The organism is Halomonas sp. (assembly GCF_033549285.1).
GTDB lineage: Bacteria > Pseudomonadota > Gammaproteobacteria > Pseudomonadales > Halomonadaceae > Halomonas.
Window position 1 is genome coordinate 37,076 of the sequence record NZ_JAWSUJ010000004.1, and the last position, 18,504, is coordinate 55,579.

18 protein-coding genes are annotated in these 18,504 nt (G+C 67.0%); 8 read left to right on the forward strand and 10 right to left on the reverse strand.

What is annotated here, in order from left to right; all coding sequences use genetic code 11:
* Positions 1-76 precede the first annotated feature (76 nt).
* The 9 genes from SCI24_RS01785 to argC all read right to left on the reverse strand — a co-directional run bounded on the left by SCI24_RS01785 (position 77) and on the right by argC (position 8,874).
* Positions 77-991 (reverse strand): ParB/RepB/Spo0J family partition protein, encoded by a 915-nt coding sequence (locus SCI24_RS01785; RefSeq protein WP_318723670.1) that lies wholly within the window; start codon positions 989-991, stop codon positions 77-79.
* Positions 992-1,032: 41 nt separating this feature from the next.
* On the reverse strand, positions 1,033-1,803 hold the full coding sequence (locus SCI24_RS01790; RefSeq protein WP_106231169.1) for a ParA family protein: 771 nt from the start codon (positions 1,801-1,803) through the stop codon (positions 1,033-1,035).
* Between the two features lie 37 nt (positions 1,804-1,840).
* A complete protein-coding gene (gene rsmG, locus SCI24_RS01795; RefSeq protein WP_318723671.1) occupies positions 1,841-2,497 on the reverse strand; it encodes a 16S rRNA (guanine(527)-N(7))-methyltransferase RsmG in 657 nt (218 codons plus the stop codon).
* Positions 2,494-4,398 carry a tRNA uridine-5-carboxymethylaminomethyl(34) synthesis enzyme MnmG gene (mnmG, locus tag SCI24_RS01800; RefSeq protein WP_318723672.1) on the reverse strand — a complete coding sequence of 635 codons (1,905 nt, stop codon included), beginning with the start codon at positions 4,396-4,398 and terminating at the stop codon, positions 2,494-2,496. Before mnmG ends, rsmG begins: the two co-directional genes overlap by 4 nt.
* 532 nt (positions 4,399-4,930) lie before the next feature.
* Positions 4,931-5,704, reverse strand: coding sequence for an amino acid ABC transporter ATP-binding protein (locus SCI24_RS01805; RefSeq protein ID WP_318723673.1), 774 nt, complete (start codon positions 5,702-5,704; stop codon positions 4,931-4,933).
* 12 nt (positions 5,705-5,716) lie between these two features.
* Positions 5,717-6,388 carry an amino acid ABC transporter permease gene (locus tag SCI24_RS01810; protein ID WP_318723674.1) on the reverse strand — a complete coding sequence of 224 codons (672 nt, stop codon included), beginning with the start codon at positions 6,386-6,388 and terminating at the stop codon, positions 5,717-5,719.
* Between the two features lie 111 nt (positions 6,389-6,499).
* Positions 6,500-7,267 (reverse strand): transporter substrate-binding domain-containing protein, encoded by a 768-nt coding sequence (locus SCI24_RS01815; RefSeq protein WP_318723675.1) that lies wholly within the window; start codon positions 7,265-7,267, stop codon positions 6,500-6,502.
* 114 nt (positions 7,268-7,381) lie between these two features.
* Positions 7,382-7,735, reverse strand: a complete 354-nt coding sequence (erpA, locus tag SCI24_RS01820) for an iron-sulfur cluster insertion protein ErpA (RefSeq protein WP_133637146.1) — start codon at positions 7,733-7,735, stop codon at positions 7,382-7,384.
* Positions 7,736-7,839: 104 nt separating this feature from the next.
* A complete protein-coding gene (gene argC / locus SCI24_RS01825; protein WP_318723676.1) occupies positions 7,840-8,874 on the reverse strand; it encodes an N-acetyl-gamma-glutamyl-phosphate reductase in 1,035 nt (344 codons plus the stop codon).
* Between the two features lie 128 nt (positions 8,875-9,002).
* On the opposite strand from argC, the gene SCI24_RS01830 reads away from it, so the two are divergent.
* From SCI24_RS01830 to SCI24_RS01850, 5 genes are all read left to right on the forward strand, one after another.
* Positions 9,003-10,775: a chloride channel protein gene (locus SCI24_RS01830; protein ID WP_412928797.1), complete on the forward strand. Its 1,773-nt coding sequence runs from the start codon at positions 9,003-9,005 to the stop codon at positions 10,773-10,775.
* A gap of 9 nt (positions 10,776-10,784) precedes the next feature.
* Positions 10,785-11,216: a protoporphyrinogen oxidase HemJ gene (gene hemJ / locus SCI24_RS01835; protein WP_278032346.1), complete on the forward strand. Its 432-nt coding sequence runs from the start codon at positions 10,785-10,787 to the stop codon at positions 11,214-11,216.
* Entirely contained in the window at positions 11,216-12,076 is an 861-nt protein-coding gene (locus SCI24_RS01840) for a hydroxymethylpyrimidine/phosphomethylpyrimidine kinase (RefSeq protein WP_318723679.1), read from the forward strand. The genes hemJ and SCI24_RS01840 overlap by 1 nt, the downstream gene beginning before the upstream one ends.
* A gap of 177 nt (positions 12,077-12,253) precedes the next feature.
* Positions 12,254-13,543 (forward strand): glutamate-1-semialdehyde 2,1-aminomutase, encoded by a 1,290-nt coding sequence (hemL, locus tag SCI24_RS01845; RefSeq protein ID WP_318723681.1) that lies wholly within the window; start codon positions 12,254-12,256, stop codon positions 13,541-13,543.
* Between the two features lie 29 nt (positions 13,544-13,572).
* Positions 13,573-14,820, forward strand: a complete 1,248-nt coding sequence (locus SCI24_RS01850; protein WP_318723682.1) for an AAA family ATPase — start codon at positions 13,573-13,575, stop codon at positions 14,818-14,820.
* Positions 14,821-14,828: 8 nt separating this feature from the next.
* Here SCI24_RS01850 and SCI24_RS01855 read toward each other — a convergent pair whose 3' ends face one another.
* A complete protein-coding gene (locus SCI24_RS01855) occupies positions 14,829-15,527 on the reverse strand; it encodes a LuxR C-terminal-related transcriptional regulator (protein WP_318723683.1) in 699 nt (232 codons plus the stop codon).
* Positions 15,528-15,934: 407 nt separating this feature from the next.
* Between SCI24_RS01855 and rdgB the strand changes: the two genes are divergently transcribed.
* From rdgB to SCI24_RS01870, 3 genes are read left to right on the forward strand one after another with little or no spacing between them, the layout of a single operon-like run.
* Positions 15,935-16,543 (forward strand): RdgB/HAM1 family non-canonical purine NTP pyrophosphatase, encoded by a 609-nt coding sequence (gene rdgB, locus SCI24_RS01860; RefSeq protein ID WP_318723684.1) that lies wholly within the window; start codon positions 15,935-15,937, stop codon positions 16,541-16,543.
* Complete coding sequence (hemW, locus tag SCI24_RS01865; RefSeq protein ID WP_318723685.1) at positions 16,543-17,745, forward strand: radical SAM family heme chaperone HemW; 1,203 nt, start codon at positions 16,543-16,545, stop codon at positions 17,743-17,745. The genes rdgB and hemW overlap by 1 nt, the downstream gene beginning before the upstream one ends.
* A gap of 29 nt (positions 17,746-17,774) precedes the next feature.
* Positions 17,775-18,455, forward strand: coding sequence for an OmpA family protein (locus SCI24_RS01870; RefSeq protein ID WP_318723686.1), 681 nt, complete (start codon positions 17,775-17,777; stop codon positions 18,453-18,455).
* The last annotated feature ends 49 nt before the right edge of the window (positions 18,456-18,504 follow it).

The window sequence follows — 18,504 nt, forward strand, 5'->3', positions numbered from 1 at the left end:
GACGATAAATGACCAGTGTTCGACCAAAGGGGGACGGATTGTCGACAGCACCGCCGAGATCCCACGCCCAACCGGCTCACCGGATATGCTCCAGGATACCGTCGAGCTCGTCGAGGCTGGCGTAGCGGATGGTCACCCGCCCCTTGCCCCCGCGGCCGTGCTGGATCTTGACGGGCGCCCCGAGCACCTCGGCGAGCCGTGTCTCGAGGCCGGCCACGTCCGCGGACGGCGCCTCGCGCCGCGGCCTGGCGGGCTCCCCGTTGGCCAGGCGCTTGACCAGCGCCTCGGTGTCACGAACCGTGAGGTCCTTGTTGACCACCTCATGGGCGGCCTTGCGCTGCTTGGCGCCGGAGAGCGCCAGCAAGGCACGGGCGTGGCCCATGTCCAGGTCGCCACGCTCGAGCAGGGTCTGAACCTCCGGGTCGAGCGTCAGCAGCCGCAGCAGGTTGGCCACCTGGGCACGGGAGCGGCCCACGGCATCGGCCACCTGCTGCTGGGTCAGGGCGAACTCCTCGAGCAGCCGCTTGAGGGCCATCGCCTCCTCGACGGGGTTGAGGTCCTCGCGCTGGATGTTCTCGATCAGCGCCAGGGCCAGGGCGACCTCGTCGCTGACCTCGCGGATCACCGCGGGAATCACGTCGAGCTCGGCGAGCTGGGCGGCGCGCCAGCGACGCTCGCCGGCGATGATCTCGTAGCGTGCCTCGCCGACGGGACGGACCACGATGGGCTGCATCACGCCCTGGGCGCGAATCGAATCGGCCAGCTCCTCGAGGGCCTCGGGCTGGATGTCACGGCGCGGCTGGTACTTGCCGCGGGAGAGCTGCCCCAGCGGCAGCCGCTCGAGGCGCTCCTCGGCGGGATTCTCCGGCGCTTCCGCGACCGGCATGGCCTCGCTCGTGTCGACCTCGGGCAGGTCAAGGGTTTCACGGCGGCGGGCATTGGCACCGATCAGGGCATCCAGGCCGCGTCCCAGGGCGCGTTTACGCGTCATCGACATTCCCTCATCACTACCAGCGGTATTCGACGGCCGGCCTACAGCGACAGGCGCCGGATCAGTTCCTTGGCCAGCACCCGGTGGGCCTGGCTGCCGCGCGAGAAGCGGGCGTACTTGGTCACCGGCAGACCGTGGCTCGGTGCCTCGGCGACCCGCACGTTGCGCGGGATGGTGGTCTTGAGCAGCGCGTCGCCGAAGTAGTCGCGCAGCTGCTTGCTGACATCGCGGGTGAGGCTGTTGCGGGCATCGAACATGGTGCGCAGGATCCCGAAGATCTCGATCTGGGGGTTCACGCTGTCCTTGATCTGCTCCACGGTGTCGAGCAGCGCGGAGAGCCCCTCCAGGGCGTAGAACTCGCACTGCAGCGGGATCAGCACGCCGTCGGCGGCGGTCAGGGCATTGACGGTGAGCATGTTCAGCGACGGTGGGCAATCGATCAGCACCACGTCATATTCGCCGGCCACTTCCTCCAGGGCCTTGACCAGGCAGCGCTCGCGCCCCTCGTGACGGTCGAGCAGCTCCACCTCGGCGGCGGTCAGGTCGCCGTTGCCGGGCAGCAGCGCATAGCCCGCCTGCGGGCAGTCGAGGATCACCTCGGTGGGCCGCTTCTCGCCCAGCACCACGTCGAGCACGCTGCCATCCAGATCATGCTTGTCGGCGCCGCTGCCCATGGTGGCATGGCCCTGGGGGTCCAGGTCGACCAGCAGCACGCGGCGGTCCAGGGCCGCCAGGCTGGCGGCAAGGTTCACGGCGGTGGTGGTCTTGCCCACGCCGCCCTTCTGGTTGGTCAAGGCTATGATCTTGGTCACGGGCAACTCCCTTGCTGGGGAAACAGACGCCTCTGGGTCAGGCCTGGGTCACATCCCGGTGCCGAAGGACCACGAGCAGCCGGCTGCCGTTCTCGTAGGGCACCGCGAGGTCGTGTCGTGTCGCCACGGCGACCGCATCGGGCAGTCCCGCCAGTTCATCATCCACGGCGGGCCCCTTCATGGCCAGCCATTCGCCGTCCGGTGCCACCAGGCGCTCGGTCAGCGTGATGAAATCGCCCAGGCTCGAGAAGGCCCGCGAGATCACCTGGGCATAGCCCCCGGCGACGGGCTCGAAGGCCTCGACCCGCGCCTGCACCGGGGTCACGTTGCCAAGGCCCAGCTCCATCACGGCCTGGCGCTGGAAGCGCACCTTCTTGCCGTTGCTGTCGAGCAGCGTGACCGCGAGGCTCGGGGCGAGGATCGCCAGCACCAGTCCCGGCAGGCCGGGTCCCGAGCCCACGTCGAGCAGCTCCCGGCCCCGCACGAAGGGCAGCACCGCGGCACTGTCGAGGAGATGGCGGGTCACCATCTCCTCCGGCGTGCGTACCGCGGTGAGGTTATAGGCGCGGTTCCACTTGTGCAACAGTCCCACCAGCGCCAGCAGCCGACGCCGCTGCTCGCCATCCACGGGAATGCCCAGCGCCGCCAGTCCGCCATCGAGGCGTGACGCGACGATCTGCTCGCTCGAGGTCATGCGCTGGCCGCCCGGCTGTCGTCGAGGAGCCGCCGCTTCTTGAGGTGGATCAGCAGGATCGAGACCGCCGCGGGGGTCACCCCGGAGATGCGTCCGGCCTGGGCCAGGGTCTCGGGGCGGGCCTCCTCGAGCTTCTGGCGGATCTCGTGGGAGAGCCCCTCGACGCGCTGATAGTCGAGGTCGGCCGGCAGGGGCGTGGCCTCGTGGCGCTTGAGCTTGTCGATCTCGTTCTGCTGCCGATCGATATAGCCCTGGTACTTGGCCTGGATCTGGACCTGGTCGGCCACCGCCTCGTCCTCGACCGCTTGCCCTTCGATGCCGGGCAGGTCGGCGAGGTCGCCATAGGCGAGCTCAGGGCGCCGCAGCAGGTCCATGAGGCTGTATTCGCGCGCCAGCGGCGTGCCGGTCCTGGCCTCGACCCGGGCGGCCGCCGGGGAGCCCGGCTGCACCCAACTGGCCCTGAGCCGTGCGCTCTCGCGCTCCACCGCCTCGCGCTTGGCCGCGAAGGCTGCCCAGCGGGCATCGTCCACCAGGCCCAGTTCGCGACCGGTCTCGGTGAGTCGCATGTCGGCGTTGTCCTCGCGCAGCAGCAGGCGGTACTCGGCCCGCGAGGTGAACATGCGGTAGGGCTCCCGGGTCCCCAGCGTGATCAGGTCATCGACCAGCACGCCGAGGTAGGCCTCGTCGCGACGCGGTGACCAGGCCTCCAGCCCGCGGGCCCGCCGCGCGGCGTTGAGGCCTGCCAGCAGCCCCTGGGCACCCGCTTCCTCGTAGCCGGTGGTGCCGTTGATCTGGCCGGCGAAATAGAGGTTGTGGATAAACTTCGTTTCCAGCGAGTGACGCAGGTCCCGGGGATCGAAGAAGTCGTACTCGATGGCATATCCCGGCCGGGTGATATGGGCATTCTCCAGCCCCTCGATGGAGCGCACCACCTGCACCTGCACGTCGAAGGGCAGCGAGGTGGAGATCCCGTTGGGGTAGAGCTCGTGGGTGTCGAGGCCTTCCGGTTCGATGAACACCTGGTGGCTAGCCTTGTCGGCGAAGCGATGCACCTTGTCCTCGATGGAGGGGCAGTAGCGTGGCCCGACCCCCTCGATCACCCCGGAGTACATCGGTGACCGGTCGAGGTTGGCGAGGATGATCTCGTGGGTACGCTCGTTGGTGTGCGCGATATGGCAGCTCACCTGCCGAGGGTGCATCCCGCGGTTGCCAAGGTAGGACATCACCGGCGTCGGGCTGTCGCCGGGCTGCTCCTCGAGACGCGAGAAATCGACGCTCTTGGCGTCGAGCCGGGGCGGCGTTCCCGTCTTCAGGCGGTCGACCCTGAAGGGCAGCGCTCGCAGGCGTTCCGCCAGGGCATTGGAGGGCGGGTCACCGGCACGGCCGCCACGGCTGGTGTCGAGGCCGATATGGATCACCCCGCCGAGGAAGGTCCCGGTGCACAGCACCACGGTCTCGGCCAGGAAGCGAATACCGGTCTCGGTGACCACGCCGCGCACGGTATTCCCCTCGACGATCAGGTCGCCCGCCGCCTGCTGGAAGAGCGTCAGGTTGGCCTGGGTCTCCAGCATGGTGCGGATCGCCGCCTTGTAGCGGACCCGGTCGGCCTGGGCCCGGGTGGCACGCACTGCCGGTCCCTTGCGGGCATTGAGCACGCGGAACTGGATGCCGCCCTGGTCGGTTGCCAGGCCCATGGCACCACCCAGGGCATCGATCTCCTTGACCAGATGGCTCTTGCCGATCCCGCCGATGGCGGGATTGCAGGACATCTGGCCGAGGGTCTCGATGTTGTGGGTCAGCAGCAGGGTCCGGCAGCCCATGCGGGCCGAGGCCAGGGCGGCTTCGGTTCCGGCATGGCCGCCGCCGATGACGATGACGTCAAAGCGGTCGGGATACTCCAAGGGTCACCTCTTGGCGCAATGCGCCGATGTTGCAGTCAGGAGTGGAAATCAGCGGGGCAGTATAAACCTCCTGTGGGTAATCGTCAGGGTTTTCCACACCCGATCGTCCCCGTCGAGGGACATTCCTCCTCTCCTATACAATAAAACAGAATATAAAAGAGAAGTTCTGTTGTGGTAGTAACTACTGGTGTGGACATTTTCCGTGGATAACCGTGTAAGTTCTATTTTTTTCAATGACTTGCGTTGTTGACTCCTGGCGGGACAGGAGGGTGACTGGCTGCGGATGAGATGTCGGGAGCCTGTGGACGGAAAGCTCGCTTGTCCACAGCGCGATTCGGACACCGCTTGTCCACCGCTGCCTACCCGGCTTGTCACCGTGATGGTGAACAACCTTCGACGATCCGTCCAATGCCCCGCATGACGAGGGCTGCAGGCCATTCGAGCCCGGTTTCACGGAATTTCTGTCCACAGGCAAAAAAAAGGCCCTGTCGATAACGACAGGGCCTTTCCGCGACCGTGAAAGAGGGCTGGATCAGTGCTTGAGCACCCTCGACAGGAACTGCTGGGTCGGCTTGTTGCGGGGATTGTCGAGGACCTCCTGGGGTGGTCCCTCCTCGGCGATCTCGCCCTGGTGGATGAAGATCACCCGGTCGGCGACCTCCCGGGCGAAGCCCATCTCGTGGGTCACGATCATCATGGTCATGCCCTCCTTCGCCAGTTCACGCATGGCATCCAGGACCTCACCGATCATCTCGGGGTCTAGCGCCGAGGTCGGCTCATCGAACAGCATCAGGCGCGGCTCCATCGCCAGGGCACGGGCAAGGGCCACCCGCTGCTGCTGACCGCCCGAGAGCTGCCCGGGATACTTGGCCGCCTGGTCGCTGATGCCCACCCGCTCGAGCAGCCGTTCGGCCGTCTCGATGGCATCCACGCGACTCCAGCCGCGCACCTTCATGGGTGCCAGGGTCACGTTGTCGAGCACGCTCAGGTGCGGGAAGAGGTTGAACTGCTGGAAGACCATGCCGACCTCGGTACGGATCTTCTGCAGTGCCTGGCCGGCCTTGCCATGGGGCAGCAGCTCGTTGCCATCGACCTCGATATGGCCCTGCTGGAACTCCTCGAGGCCATTGATGCAGCGGATCAGCGTCGACTTGCCCGAGCCGCTGGCACCGACGATCACCACCACCTCCCCGGGCGAGACCTCCAGGTCGATGTCCTTCAGCACATGCAGGTCGCCGAAGAACTTGTTGACCTTGTCGAGGCGCACGATGGGGGCGGCGCCGGAAGGGGACTTGTCTTGGTTCATGTCGCGCTTTCCTTATTGTCCGGCCAGGCCCTTGCGTTCGATGATGCGCAGCACCAACGACAGGGAGAGCGTGATCGCCAGATAGAGCATGGCGACCATCAGGTAGACCTCGAGGGCAGTGAAGGTGGTGGCGATGTAGACCTGGCCCTGGCGGACCAGCTCGCCGACCCCGATCACCGAGAACAGCGAGGTGTCCTTGATGCTGATGATGCCCTGGTTGCCCAGTGCCGGGATCATGCGCCGGAAGGCCTGGGGCCAGATGATGTAGCGGAAGGTCTGGCGTCGGGAGAGCCCCAGCGAGAGTCCGGCCTCCTTCTGGCCCCGGTCGATGGACTGCACGCCGCCGCGGACGATCTCGGAGATATAGGCGCCGGAGTTGACGGCGATGGCGGCGATGCCGGCCACCAGGGAGTTGATCGGGCCACCCAGCAGCTGTGGCAGGCCGTAGAAGATGAACAGCACCTGGACGAGGACCGGGGTGCCACGGAAGATCTCGATGTAGGTGATCGCGGGAACCCGCAGCCAGACGATGGGACTGATGCGCAGCAGGCCGAAGATGATGCCGATGATGAAGCCGATGGCCAGTCCCACGAAGGAGATCAGCAGGGTGTAGGGAATCCCGGGCAACAGGTGGGGAATGGAGGCAAAGGCCGCCTGCCAGTCGAATTGGAAGGTGACGTCCACAAGGTTTCTCCGTCAAGACGCAGGAATGACGACAGGGGGGGAGCGCGCCGGGTTCGCAACGCAACGGGGCCGGGCGCTCGACCCGGCCCCGCGATCAGCAGGCGAAGGGGATCATTCGCCGCTGGCGCTACCGAACCACTTGGCGTGGAGCTCGTCGTAGGTACCGTCTTCCTTCATCTCGGCCAGGGCCTCGTTGACGGGCTCGACCCACTCGCTGCCCTCGGCGAAGGCGATACCGTACTGCTGGCCCTCGTAGAGGTCCCCCACGACCTTGACGCGACCCTCGCCGCGGGTCTGGGAGAAGTAGCCGACGTTGGGGGCATCGTAGAAGACGGCATCGACGCTGCCGCCCAGCAGGGCCATGTACATGTCGCTGCTGCCCGGATAGGGGGTGATGTCGGCCTCGTCGCCGAGGTTCTTCTCGAGGAAGTCGTAGCTGGTGGAGCCGACCTTGGTGCCGATCTTCTTGCCCTTCAGGTCCTCGAGTTCCGCGACGCTGTCGTCGTTGGCGCCGACCAGGATCCGCAGGCCGCTGTCATAGTAGGGATCGGAAAAGTCGACGACCTGCTCGCGTTCCTCGGTGATGGTGATACCGGCGATGGCGATGTCGACATTGCCGGTCTGCACGGCGGGAATGATGCCGTTGAAGTCCATGGTGCGCAGGTTGTATTCGAAGCCGGCACGCTCGGCCAGCTCGCTGATGATGTCCATGTCGAAGCCGACCATCTCGCCGGTCTCCTGGTCCATCATCTCGAAGGGCACGAAACTCGGGTCGGTGACGACCTCGAGGACATGGTTGTCGGCGCTGGCCATGCCGGAGAGCCCCAGCCCGAAAGCGACGCTGGCGGCCAGGGAGGCGGTCTTCAGTTGGCGTTTCATACGATTCCCCATGGAAGAATTTGTTGTGGATTACGCCCTAAACCATGGCGAGTTCCCGGGGAAGCGTCAAGTGGAGGGGAAAGCGTGCTGTCGCCGCTGAGCCAACGCTGGCGGTCAGACCATGAAGGAGGCCCCGCAGCCGCAGGTGGTGGTGGCGTTGGGGTTCTGCACCAGGAAGCGGGCGCCGGCGAGCCCCTCCTCGTAGTCGACGGTGGAACCGACGAGGTACTGGTAGGAGAGCGGGTCGACCACCAGGGCCACCTGGCCGAATTCGACGAGGGTGTCGTCGTCGGCGACGTCCTCGGCGAAGTCGAAGCCGTACTGGAAACCCGAGCAGCCCCCACCGGTGACGTAGACCCGCAGCTTGAGCCGGGGGTTGCCCTGTTCCTCGATGAGCGCCGCGAGACGGGCACGGGCCCCGTCCGAGAGCAACAAGGGGGTGGGAACGAAGGATTCGGCACCGCTCATGGGTGACCTCCCCTGGATCGATGAATGACTTGCCAGGGGGGATTATCCACAATCCCCAGCAAAAGGGTCAACTTTTGCCGGGGAGCGGCCGCGTGCGGTGCGGATCAGGGCATGATGGCCGGGGCGTCGAGGCCGGCCAGCTCGTCGAGGCCGAACATCAGGTTGAGGTTGTGCACGGCCTGGCCCGAGGCGCCCTTGACCAGGTTGTCGATCACCGAGAGCACCACCACGGTGTCGCCGTCACCGGGACGATGGACCGCCAGGCGGCAGAGGTTGGCCCCCTTCACGCTGCGTGTCTCGGGATGGCTGCCCGCCGGCATCACGTCGACGAAGGGCTCATCGGCGAAGCGGTGCTCGAAGAGCGCCTGCAGGTCGCCGGGGTCGGCGGTCAGGCGGCCGTAGAGGGTGGCATGGATGCCGCGGATCATCGGCGTCAGGTGGGGCACGAAGGTCAGCCCCACCGGGCCGCCGGCGGCCTCGGCCAGCCCCTGGCGGATCTCCGGCAGGTGGCGGTGGCCCGAGGCGCCATAGGCCTTCATGGACTCGCTGGCCTCGGCCAGCAGCGACGGCACCTTGGCGCCGCGGCCGGCGCCGGTGACGCCGGACTTGCAGTCGGCGATCACATGGTCGGCATCGATCACGCCCGCCTCCAGCAGCGGCAGCAGGCCGAGCTGCACGGCGGTGGGGTAGCAGCCGGGCACGGCGATCAGTCGCGCCTGGCGGATCTGCTCGCGGTTGACCTCGGGCAGGCCGTAGATCGCCTCGCCGAGCAGCTCGGGGGCCCCGTGGGGCTGGCCGTACCAGCGGGCCCACTCCTCGGTGTCGCGCAGCCGGAAGTCGGCCGAGAGGTCGATGACCCGGGTACCCCTCTCGAGCAGCTCGCCGGCCAGGGCATGGGCCACGCCGTGGGGGGTGGCGAAGAAGACGGCATCGCAGCGTCCCAGCCGCTCGGCATCGGGCTCGCTGAAGGCCAGGTCGTCGTAGTGGCCGCGCAGGTTGGGGTAGAGCTCGCTGACGGCCATGCCGGCCTCGGAGCGCGAGGTGATGGCCTCCACCGCCACGTCCGGGTGACGGGCCAGCAGCCTGAGCAGTTCGACGCCGGTGTAACCGGTGCCGCCGACGATTCCGACCTTGATCACGATGGCCTCCTGGGGTTGGTGACGTGACGCTGGGACCTGTGTCCCCGGATATGATACACAAGAGAGACGCGCCCTACCCAGGCCCAGCCTGGCGGGTCCCTCCAGCAAGGCCGAACAGGATGGTCGCCGTGCCGCGTCTCCCGCTACCCGACTTCAGCCTGGAAGGCTTCCGTCGCCAGCTGGCCAACGTCGATGCCCTGCCGCAGCTCTGCGTGCTGGGCGTGGTGTCGGGCCTGGTGACCGGCGGGCTGATGGTGGTGTTCCGCCTGCTGTTGTCGCTGGGCGGCATGCTGCTGTTTCCCGACGGTGACCCCGAGGCCTTCGAGGCCCTGCCGTCTGCCCTGCGGATGCTGATGCCCCTGGTCGCGGCGGCCCTGATCGGCCTGTGGCTCATTCGCCTGCCGCCGGAGGGACGGCGTATCGGGGTGGTCCACGTCATCGACCGACTAACCTATCATCAGGGACGCTTCCCGCTGCGCAACTGGCTGGCCCAGTGGTGGGTGGGGGTGGTGTCGGTGATCGGTGGCCTTTCCGCCGGTCGCGAGGGGCCGGCCATCCATCTTGGGGCGGCGGCCTCCACCGGCCTCGGGCAGTACCTGCGGCTGCCCCACAACAGCCTCAGGGTGCTGGTGGCCTGCGGCACGGCGGCGGGCATTTCGGCCTCGTTCAACACGCCCATCGCCGGGGTCATCTTCGCCATGGAAGTGGTGATGATGGAGTACACCATCATCGGCTTCATGCCGGTGATCCTGGCCTCCTCCATGGGCGCCGTGGTGGCTCAGCTGGTCTACGGGCCCGAGCCCGCCATCGGCATCCCCGACCTGCACCTGAGATCCCTGCTGGACCTGCCATGGATCCTGGCCAGTGCCCTGCTGATCGGGCTGCTGGCGGCACTCTTCGTGCGTGTGGCCCGGGGGCACGAGCGGCTCCAGCGGCTGCCCATGGCGCCGCGCTTCGCCCTGGCGGCGCTGGCGGTGGCAGGGGTGGCCTGGTGGTACCCCGAGGTGCAGGGGATGGGCTATGACACGCTGCAGCTGGCGCTGGGCGGGGCCGCCGCGGTGGACGTGCTGCTGGCAGTGGCCATCGGCAAGCTGCTGCTCACGGCCTTCACCGTGGCCTGTGGCATCCCGATCAGCATCATCGGCCCCATCCTGGTGGTCGGCGGTGCGGCCGGTGCCCTGTGCGGCCTGGCCGGCCAGGCCCTGCTGCCGGTCGGGGCCTCGGCACCCGAGGTCTATGCCCTGCTGGGCATGGCCGCCATGATGGGGGCCGTGCTGCAGGCGCCCCTGGCGGCCCTGATGGCCCTGCTCGAGCTCACCCACACGCCCGGCATCATCATGCCGGGGATGCTGGCGGTGGTGGTGGCCAGCCTCACGTCTCGGCAGCTGAGCCGCAGCCAGGGGTTCTTCCTCACCCAGACCCGTCAGGGGCTGCACCCGCTGCAACAACCCCTCATGCAGGCGCTGTCCCGGGTCTCGGTCCCGGCGGTGATGGAGCGCAGCCTGGTGCGCACCTCGCGCATGGTGACTCGTGACCAGGCCAGTGCCCTGCTCGAGTCCAACCCTGCCTGGGTGCTGATCGAGCGCTCCACGGACGACAAGCCGACCCTGGCGCTCAAGGCGGCCGACCTGGCCCGCTGGCTGCTGGAGCATGACGAGCCCGAGTCGGAGGACGACAGCGCCCTGCTGGACCTGCTGGAGATCCCCGGCCAGCGCCTGGACATGGCTCCGATCCACCTGCAGGCGACGCTCTCCGAGGCCTTCGAACGGCTCAACGACAAGGCGCTGGATGCCCTCTACGTGGAGCACGGTCACCGGCCGAAGCAGAAGCGGATTTCCGGTATCATCACCCGCGACGCCATCGAGCGCTACTATCGCTTTTCCGATTCGACCCACGGCTGAGGAGTCGTCATGTATCTGTGGATGAAGGCCCTGCACCTGGTGGCCATGGTGACCTGGTTCGCCGCCCTGTTCTATCTGCCGCGCCTCTACGTCTACCACGCCATGGCGCGGGACAGGGGCGAGCAGCAGGCCATCGACCACTTCCTGGTGATGGAGCGCAAGCTCTACCGCGGGATCATGACCCCGTCGATGATCGCCGTGCTGCTGTTCGGGGGCGCCCTGCTGGTGCTCAATCCTGCCTGGCTCGCCCAGGGCTGGATCCATGCCAAGCTGCTGCTGGTGGCGCTGCTGGTGGGCTATCACCATGTCTGCCTGATCTACCTGAAGCAGTTCGCCGAAGCGCGCTGTCGACGCGGCCATGTGTTCTTTCGCTGGTTCAACGAGTTGCCGGTGATCGCCCTGCTGCTGATCATCTTCCTGGCCGTGCTGAAACCGTTCTGATGGCCGATTCCCCTGAACTCTCCCCCCACCTGCCGACGGTGCTGGTGCTGTCCGGTCATGACCCGACCGGTGGCGCCGGCCTGGTCGCCGACAGCGAGGCGGTGGCGGCCTGCGGCGGCTGGGCGTTGACCGTGCCCACGGCGCTGACGGTGCAGAACTGCCGGGACGTGACCGCGGTGAGGCCCGTGCCTGCCGCTGACCTGTTCGCCATGTCGGCGGCCCTGGACGACTTCGAGATCGCCGCGATCAAGATTGGCCTGATCGCGGATGCTGCCGTGCTGGATGCCGTGGTGGATATCCTGCGGCGTCGGCCGGGGGTACCGGTGGTGATGGATCCAGTCCTCAGGTCCGGCGGTGGCAGTGACTTGTCCACAGCCGAGCTCATCGACGCCATGTGCCGTCACCTGCTGCCGCATGTGGATATCCTGACGCCCAACCGCCAGGAGCTGGCCCGGCTGGCGGGTGACGAATGCGGCGATGACACCGAGCGGGCGGTGAGGTTGATGTCCCTCGGTTGCCAGGCCCTGCTGGTCACCGGTACCGACCACCCCGCGGGACGGGTGCCGGCCGACCGGGTGGAACACACCCTGCATGCGCCGGAGACCAGCCGGCAGTGGACCTGGCCACGTCTCGCCGGGCGCTTCCACGGCTCCGGCTGTACCCTGGCCAGCGCCCTGGCGGCGCGCCTGGCGGCGGGCGAGTCGCTGATCACGGCCTGCGAGCAGGCGCAGGCCTTCACCTGGCAGGCGCTGGCCAGGGGCTGGCAGCCGGGACATGACCAGCGGCTGCCGCGGCGCCTCTGGCAGTTGCCGGCGCGGCCCGCCTTTCTCGCCATCGACGCCGCGACGCCGCCGGGATGAGAGGGGCGGGCTGGCCATCGCCCTTCGGGCAGACGAGAATGGGGCGAACCCGGCAGAGGCGCGGACGAGCGTGGTTCGGCGACATTCACCGACGCTTCACCGTCTGCCACGAGGTTATCCAGAGATCTATCCACAGCCCGCCTGGGCGGGCACGCATCAACAGGGCAAGAGGTTGACATGACCACATCCGCACAGCTCTTCGAGCAGGCCTGCCTCCACATCCCCGGTGGGGTCAACTCGCCGGTTCGCGCCTTCAAGGGGATGGACCGTCCCCCGGTGTTCATGGAGCGTGCTCGGGGCGCCTATCTCTATGATGTGGAAGGCAAGCGCTATGTCGATTATGTCGGCTCCTGGGGGCCCATGATCACCGGCCACGCCGACCCCGAGGTGCTGGGGGCGGTGCGCGAGCGGCTCGACAACGGCCTCTCCTTCGGCACCCCCACGGCCATCGAGACCACCATGGCCGACCTGATCTGCGAGATGATCCCCTCCATCGAGATGGTGCGCATGGTCAATTCCGGCACCGAGGCCACCATGTCGGCGATCCGGCTGGCGCGGGGCTATACCGGCCGCGACAAGATCGTCAAGTTCGAGGGCAACTACCATGGCCACTCCGACTCCCTGCTGGTCAAGGCCGGTTCGGGCGCCCTGACCCACGGCGAACCCAGCTCCCCCGGGGTACCGGCCTCCCTGGCCGAGCACACCGTGACCCTCTCCTACAACGATCCCGATGCCGTGGAGCAGTGCTTCGAGGAGATCGGCAGCGAGGTGGCCTGCATCATCGTCGAGCCGGTGGCCGGCAACATGAACTGCATCCCGCCGCAGCCGGGCTTTCTGGAGACCCTGCGCCGCGTCTGCGACCAGCACGGCAGCGTGCTGATCTTCGATGAGGTCATGACCGGTTTCCGCGTGGCGATGGGAGGTGCCCAGGCCCACTATGGCATCGAGCCGGACCTCACCTGCCTGGGCAAGATCGTCGGTGGCGGCATGCCGGTGGGCGCCTTCGGTGGTCGTCGCGAGATCATGGAGGTGATCTCGCCGCTTGGCCCCGTCTACCAGGCCGGCACCCTCTCCGGCAATCCGCTGGCCATGGCGGCGGGCATCACGCTGCTCGGCAAGCTTCGCCAGCCGGGCTTCCACGACGCCCTGGCGCAGCGGGTCGAGACCCTCTGCCACGGCCTTCAGGAGAGGGCCGATGCCGCGGGTATCGACATGATCACCCAGCGTGCCGGCGGCATGTTCGGGATCTTCTTCACCGGCCAGAGCCGGGTCGACAACTTCGCCCAGGCCACCGCCTGCGACGCCGATGCCTTCCGTCGCTTCTTCTCGCTGATGCTCGACCAGGGGGTCTACCTGGCGCCCTCGGCCTTCGAGGCCGGCTTCATGTCCAGTGCCCATGCCCCGGAGGACATCCAGCTCACCCTGGACGGCGCCGAGAAGGCATTCGCGGCGATGCAGCCGGCCTGAGACCCTATCCTCCATAGTGGGAGACCCTGATGCGCCAGACACAAGCCGAACACGTGGCCTCCTGCGAGGAGGCGCTGAAGCTGGAGGAGCTGGTCGACCGGCTGGTGGCCTTCCATCTCCGCTCGCCGGGAGCGGTGGGCCCCGAGGAAGCCGGGCTGGTTGCCTTCCGGGAACGCCTCGAGGGGGAAACCGCGGCCATCGAGCCGCTGCTCGCCGGGGAGGAGGATCGCCAGCGCCTGGCCCGCCTCCAGCAGTGGCTCGAACAGGACCTCGGCCGGCTGGCGCCGGTCATCCTGGCGCGACGGGAGCGGCTGCTGGCGGCCAGCTGGGCCACCACGCAGCCCGACAGTCGGCTTTGCGACCAGGGGCGGGTGCTGCTGGCCAACGCCATCGGCTGGGACCTCCTGGGGCCGGGGGGGAATGGCATCGTCGACCCGGGCAGCGACCTGGCGGCGCTGCTGGTGGGGCTGGAATCCCATGGCGAGACCGGCCTGGCTCGCCAGGCCCTCGATGGCTACCTGCGCCGGTCCGGGGACTACGAGCTGACCCGCCTGCTCTCGGTCTTCCGTGTCGTCGAGGCCCTGTCCGGTGCGCGGCGCGCGCTGCAGCGCCATCAGGCGGCCGGTGAGGATGGCGAACGCCCTGCCCTGCTGGCCGAGACCATGCGGGAGTGCCGTGGCTACCTGGATCTGGCGGAGGCCTATGCCGAGTTCCGCTTCCCGCCGCTGATCATCGGCATCGGGGTCTCGGGCAGCGGCAAGAGCCGTTTTACCCGGACCCTGGTCGGCCGCCTGGGGGCCGTTCGCCTCTGTTCGGACGTGGAGCGGCGACGCCTGCACGATATCGATCCACAGGCGGTTTCGTCATCACTCCCTGTGGATATCTTTGCAGCGGAGGCCACCGAGCACACCTATCATCGACTGGCCGAATGTGCCGGCACCCTGCTGGAGGCGGGTTTCCCGACCTGTGTCGACGGCACCTTCCTCAAGCGGGGGCAGCGAGACCTCCTGCGCCAGCAGGCCGAGGCCAGGGGCCTGCCGGTCTTGCTGGTCAGCTTCGAGGCCGATGAGGCCACCCTGCGCCGGCGCATCGACAAGCGCGCCAGGCGCCATGGCGTCCCGGTCGAGGAGAGCCTGGCCATACTGGCGCGTCAGCAGGCCGACATCGAGGCCTTCAGCGACGAGGAGCGCCTGCATCTGCTTCACCTCGATACCACGGCGGACAATGCCGCCGAGACCCTGGCGGGCCTGATCCAGGATCACGTGCGCTTGACCTGAGAAGACGCTCAGTCGTTGTCGGGGGGTTGATGCATGGCATCGCGCTGGCGACGACCTACCAGCGGTGGCGGTGCACCGAGGTTCTGGCGGGCCCAGTTCACCGCCTGGAGGCGGTTGTGCACCTTGATCTTGCGGAAGATGTTGTAGAGATGGGACTTGACGGTGTGTTCGCTGACGAACAACTGGTCGGCGATCTCGATGTTCGAGGCCCCCGTGCCCAGCATGGCGATGATCTCAAGCTCCCGGTGCGTGAGGCCGCAGACCGGCCGATAGGAGTTGAGCTGCTGGCGGCGAAAGAACTGGATCATCCGCGTCATCAGCGAGCGAGACATCCACAGGTTGCCTTCCAGCAGGATCCTGAGTCCCTTGCAGATCATGTCCAGTGAATCGCTGCGATAGAAGACGCCCTGCAGGTTCATGGCCGAGAGGATCTCGACGGCATGCTCCTCGTCCCGCAGGTTGAAGGCGGCCAGTGACATGTCGCCGGCCTCGGCCGCCCTGACATGCCACTGCTGCATGGTCGCCTCGTCGATATGATCCGCATCGAGCAGCACCACGCTCGGAGAGGCATCCTTGCCCTTCCACTCCGTTCCCGGCGCGACCACCGAGACCGGGCAGTCGAGCTGATCGTGGAGATAGTTGATGAAGAGTTGTGACTGAGGGTTGTTGGCGGTGACCAGCAACACCAGGCTCTTCCCCTGTTCCATGGTGCAACCCCTTTGCGAGACGCGGTTAACTTTCATGATGAGGCAATCAGCCATTTGTGGCACAAGCGCCACACTGGCTCCTAGTCTTGGTCATAATGTAATTTTTCGTTACTAACTTTTGGTTATAAATATCAGGTTTTATTATTATCTTTGTTTTATCGGGGAGCTGTCAGTAACGTTATCAAGGACCTGGCACCGGAAGAGAGTTCTCCCTTTTTTGCCGCCGAGGTCATCCGTCAAGGAAATTCATCTTGGTGCTCAAGATGAAATGATCCAATGCATCATTATTAAGAATGGTAAAAATGGTACTAAAGAATGATAGCACCCCTTCCGCCTCGGCCCAGCCGTTTCCTCTGGCGGTTTCGCCTCGTAGAATATTTCATCCCTGACAGTATGGAGAATCGACCATGCCCCCAGCCCTGCTGGTCCTGGCCAGCGGCAATGCCGGCAAGTTGCGCGAGTTCCATCAGTTGCTCGCCCCGCTGGGCTTCGACGTGCGACCCCAGGCCGACTACGGCGTGGCCGATGTCGAGGAGACCGGCCTGACCTTCGTCGAGAACGCCCTGCTCAAGGCCCGGGAAGCCAGTCGCCTCAGCGGGCTGCCTGCCCTGGCCGACGATTCCGGCCTCGAGGTCGATGCCCTGAACGGGGCGCCCGGTATCTACTCCGCTCGCTATGCCGGCGAGCCGAAGAGCGATGCGCTCAACAACGACCGGCTGCTGGCGTCCCTGGCCGATGTGCCGGAGGGACGTCGTCAGGCCCGCTACTGGTGCGTGCTGGTGCTGCTGCGTCATGCCGAGGACCCGGTGCCCCTGATCGTGCAGCGCAGCTGGGAAGGCGAGATCCTGCCGGCTCCCCGCGGCGAGGGAGGCTTCGGCTATGATCCGCTGTTCTGGCTCCCCGACCAGGGTGCGACTGCCGCCGAGCTCACCGCCGAGCAGAAGAATCGGCTCAGCCACCGGGGGCGGGCCCTGCAGGCGCTGGTGTCGGCGATGGGCGTCGGGCAAGGACAATGATGAGTGCCTCCCTCCTGTCTTCACCCGGATTGCCACCGCTGTCGCTCTATGTCCATGTCCCCTGGTGCGTGCGCAAGTGTCCCTACTGCGACTTCAATTCCCATGGAGTGGGGCACAGCGCCGAGCTCCCCGAGGCGAGCTATCTCGAGGCGCTGATCGCGGATCTCGAGGCCGACCTGCCGCTGGCTGCAGGGCGCGAGCTGGTGAGCATCTTCATCGGGGGGGGGACCCCGAGCCTGATGTCGGGTGGCTTCTACGAACGGCTGCTGCAGGCCGTGGCGAGCCGGCTTCCGCTGGCAGCCGACATCGAGATCACCCTGGAAGCGAATCCCGGGACCCTGGAGCGGGGACGTTTCGCGCATTACCGGGCGGCGGGGATCAACCGCCTGTCGCTGGGCGTGCAGAGCTTCCAGGACGCCCAGCTGGCGGCCCTGGGGCGTATCCATGGCGGCGACGATGCCGTGGCGGCCGTCGAGCAGGCGCGTCAGGCAGGGTTCGACAACCTCAACCTCGACCTGATGCACGGTCTTCCGCAACAGACGCCGGCGCTGGCGCTGGCCGACCTCGACCGGGCGCTCTCCCTCTCCCCGGAGCATCTCTCCTGGTACCAGCTGACCCTGGAACCGAATACCGAATTCCACGCCTTTCCGCCTGAGCTGCCCGTGGAGGAGGTGCTGTGGGACATCCAGGACCTGGGACACGACCGCCTGGAGGCAGCGGGCCTGGAGCGCTACGAGATTTCCGCCTATGCCCGTGCCGGGCGGAGCTCGCGTCACAACCTCAACTACTGGCGCTTCGGCGACTATCTGGGGATCGGTGCCGGTGCCCATGGCAAGCTCAGCGTTCCGGGCGACGATGCCCTGCAGATCCAGCGCCTCTGGAAATCGCGTCTGCCCGATGCCTACCTGCGTCGACTCGACGACCCACGGGGCTTCATCGCCGGTCGAGCCGAGATCGAGGAGCGCGAGCTGCCGCTGGAGTTCGCCATGAATGCCCTTCGGCTGGTGGAGGGGGTTCCCCTGTCGACCTGGCAGGCCCATACGGGGCGCGGGTCGCGCTCGCTACTTGACAGGCTTGGCGCGGCCCGTGAAAAAGGACTTCTTGTGGAAGATGCCGACTGGCTTAGGGCATCACCCCAGGGTCTACTATTCTTGAACGAACTGCTGGCGCTGATCGATGATGATCGGGCCAGAGAAGGATGACACTGGTCAACCAAGGAGAAGAGGACACCATGAGCAGATCGATCCGACTGATAGCACCGCTGGCCGCCGCCGCGCTGCTGGTAGGCTGTACCACCACCGACCCCTATACCGGGGAGACCCAGCGTAGCCAGACCGGGACGGGTGCGGCCATCGGCGCCGCCGTGGGTGCCGCTGCCGGTGCCCTCAGTGGTGACGGCAGCACCAGCCGCCGCGATCGCGCGCTGATCGGCGCTGCCGTGGGGGCCGCTGCCGGGGGGGGCATCGGCGCCTACATGGATCGCCAGGAGGAGCAGCTGCGTCAGAGCACCCAGGGCACCGGCATCGGTGTCGATCGTCGCGGTGACGATATCGTGCTCAACATGCCGAGCGAGGTGACCTTCGCCTTCGACTCCAGCGACCTGACCCCCAATGCGCGCAATGCCCTCAATGACGTGGCCGCGGTGCTGCAGCAGTACCCCGATACGCAGGTCAACATCGCCGGCCATACCGACAGCACGGGCGATGCCAGCTACAACCAGCGGCTCTCCGAACGCCGTGCCGATTCGGTGGGTAGCTACCTTGCCCAGTCCGGCGTATCGCGCAACCGCCTGGCCATGCGCGGCTATGGCGAGAACCAGCCGGTGGCCAGCAACGACACCGAGCAGGGCCGGGCCCAGAATCGTCGGGTGGAAATCACCCTCACACCCATCGAGTCCCGCTTCCAGCAGTAACTCGGCTTCCTGAAGCCGTACCACCCGGGCCCGTCACTGCCATGCAGTG

What these genes read in the sequence shown, in the direction of transcription:
- SCI24_RS01785 (WP_318723670.1), bottom strand. Translation starts at nt 991, where the DNA reads ATGACGCGTAAACGCGCCCTGGGACGCGGCCTGGATGCCCTGATCGGT.
- rsmG (WP_318723671.1), bottom strand. Translation starts at nt 2,497, where the DNA reads ATGACCTCGAGCGAGCAGATCGTCGCGTCACGCCTCGATGGCGGACTG.
- SCI24_RS01805 (WP_318723673.1), bottom strand. Translation starts at nt 5,704, where the DNA reads ATGAACCAAGACAAGTCCCCTTCCGGCGCCGCCCCCATCGTGCGCCTC.
- SCI24_RS01815 (WP_318723675.1), bottom strand. Translation starts at nt 7,267, where the DNA reads ATGAAACGCCAACTGAAGACCGCCTCCCTGGCCGCCAGCGTCGCTTTC.
- erpA (WP_133637146.1), bottom strand. Translation starts at nt 7,735, where the DNA reads ATGAGCGGTGCCGAATCCTTCGTTCCCACCCCCTTGTTGCTCTCGGAC.
- hemJ (WP_278032346.1), top strand. Translation starts at nt 10,785, where the DNA reads ATGTATCTGTGGATGAAGGCCCTGCACCTGGTGGCCATGGTGACCTGG.
- SCI24_RS01840 (WP_318723679.1), top strand. Translation starts at nt 11,216, where the DNA reads ATGGCCGATTCCCCTGAACTCTCCCCCCACCTGCCGACGGTGCTGGTG.
- hemL (WP_318723681.1), top strand. Translation starts at nt 12,254, where the DNA reads ATGACCACATCCGCACAGCTCTTCGAGCAGGCCTGCCTCCACATCCCC.
- SCI24_RS01850 (WP_318723682.1), top strand. Translation starts at nt 13,573, where the DNA reads ATGCGCCAGACACAAGCCGAACACGTGGCCTCCTGCGAGGAGGCGCTG.
- SCI24_RS01855 (WP_318723683.1), bottom strand. Translation starts at nt 15,527, where the DNA reads ATGGAACAGGGGAAGAGCCTGGTGTTGCTGGTCACCGCCAACAACCCT.
- rdgB (WP_318723684.1), top strand. Translation starts at nt 15,935, where the DNA reads ATGCCCCCAGCCCTGCTGGTCCTGGCCAGCGGCAATGCCGGCAAGTTG.
- hemW (WP_318723685.1), top strand. Translation starts at nt 16,543, where the DNA reads ATGAGTGCCTCCCTCCTGTCTTCACCCGGATTGCCACCGCTGTCGCTC.
- SCI24_RS01870 (WP_318723686.1), top strand. Translation starts at nt 17,775, where the DNA reads ATGAGCAGATCGATCCGACTGATAGCACCGCTGGCCGCCGCCGCGCTG.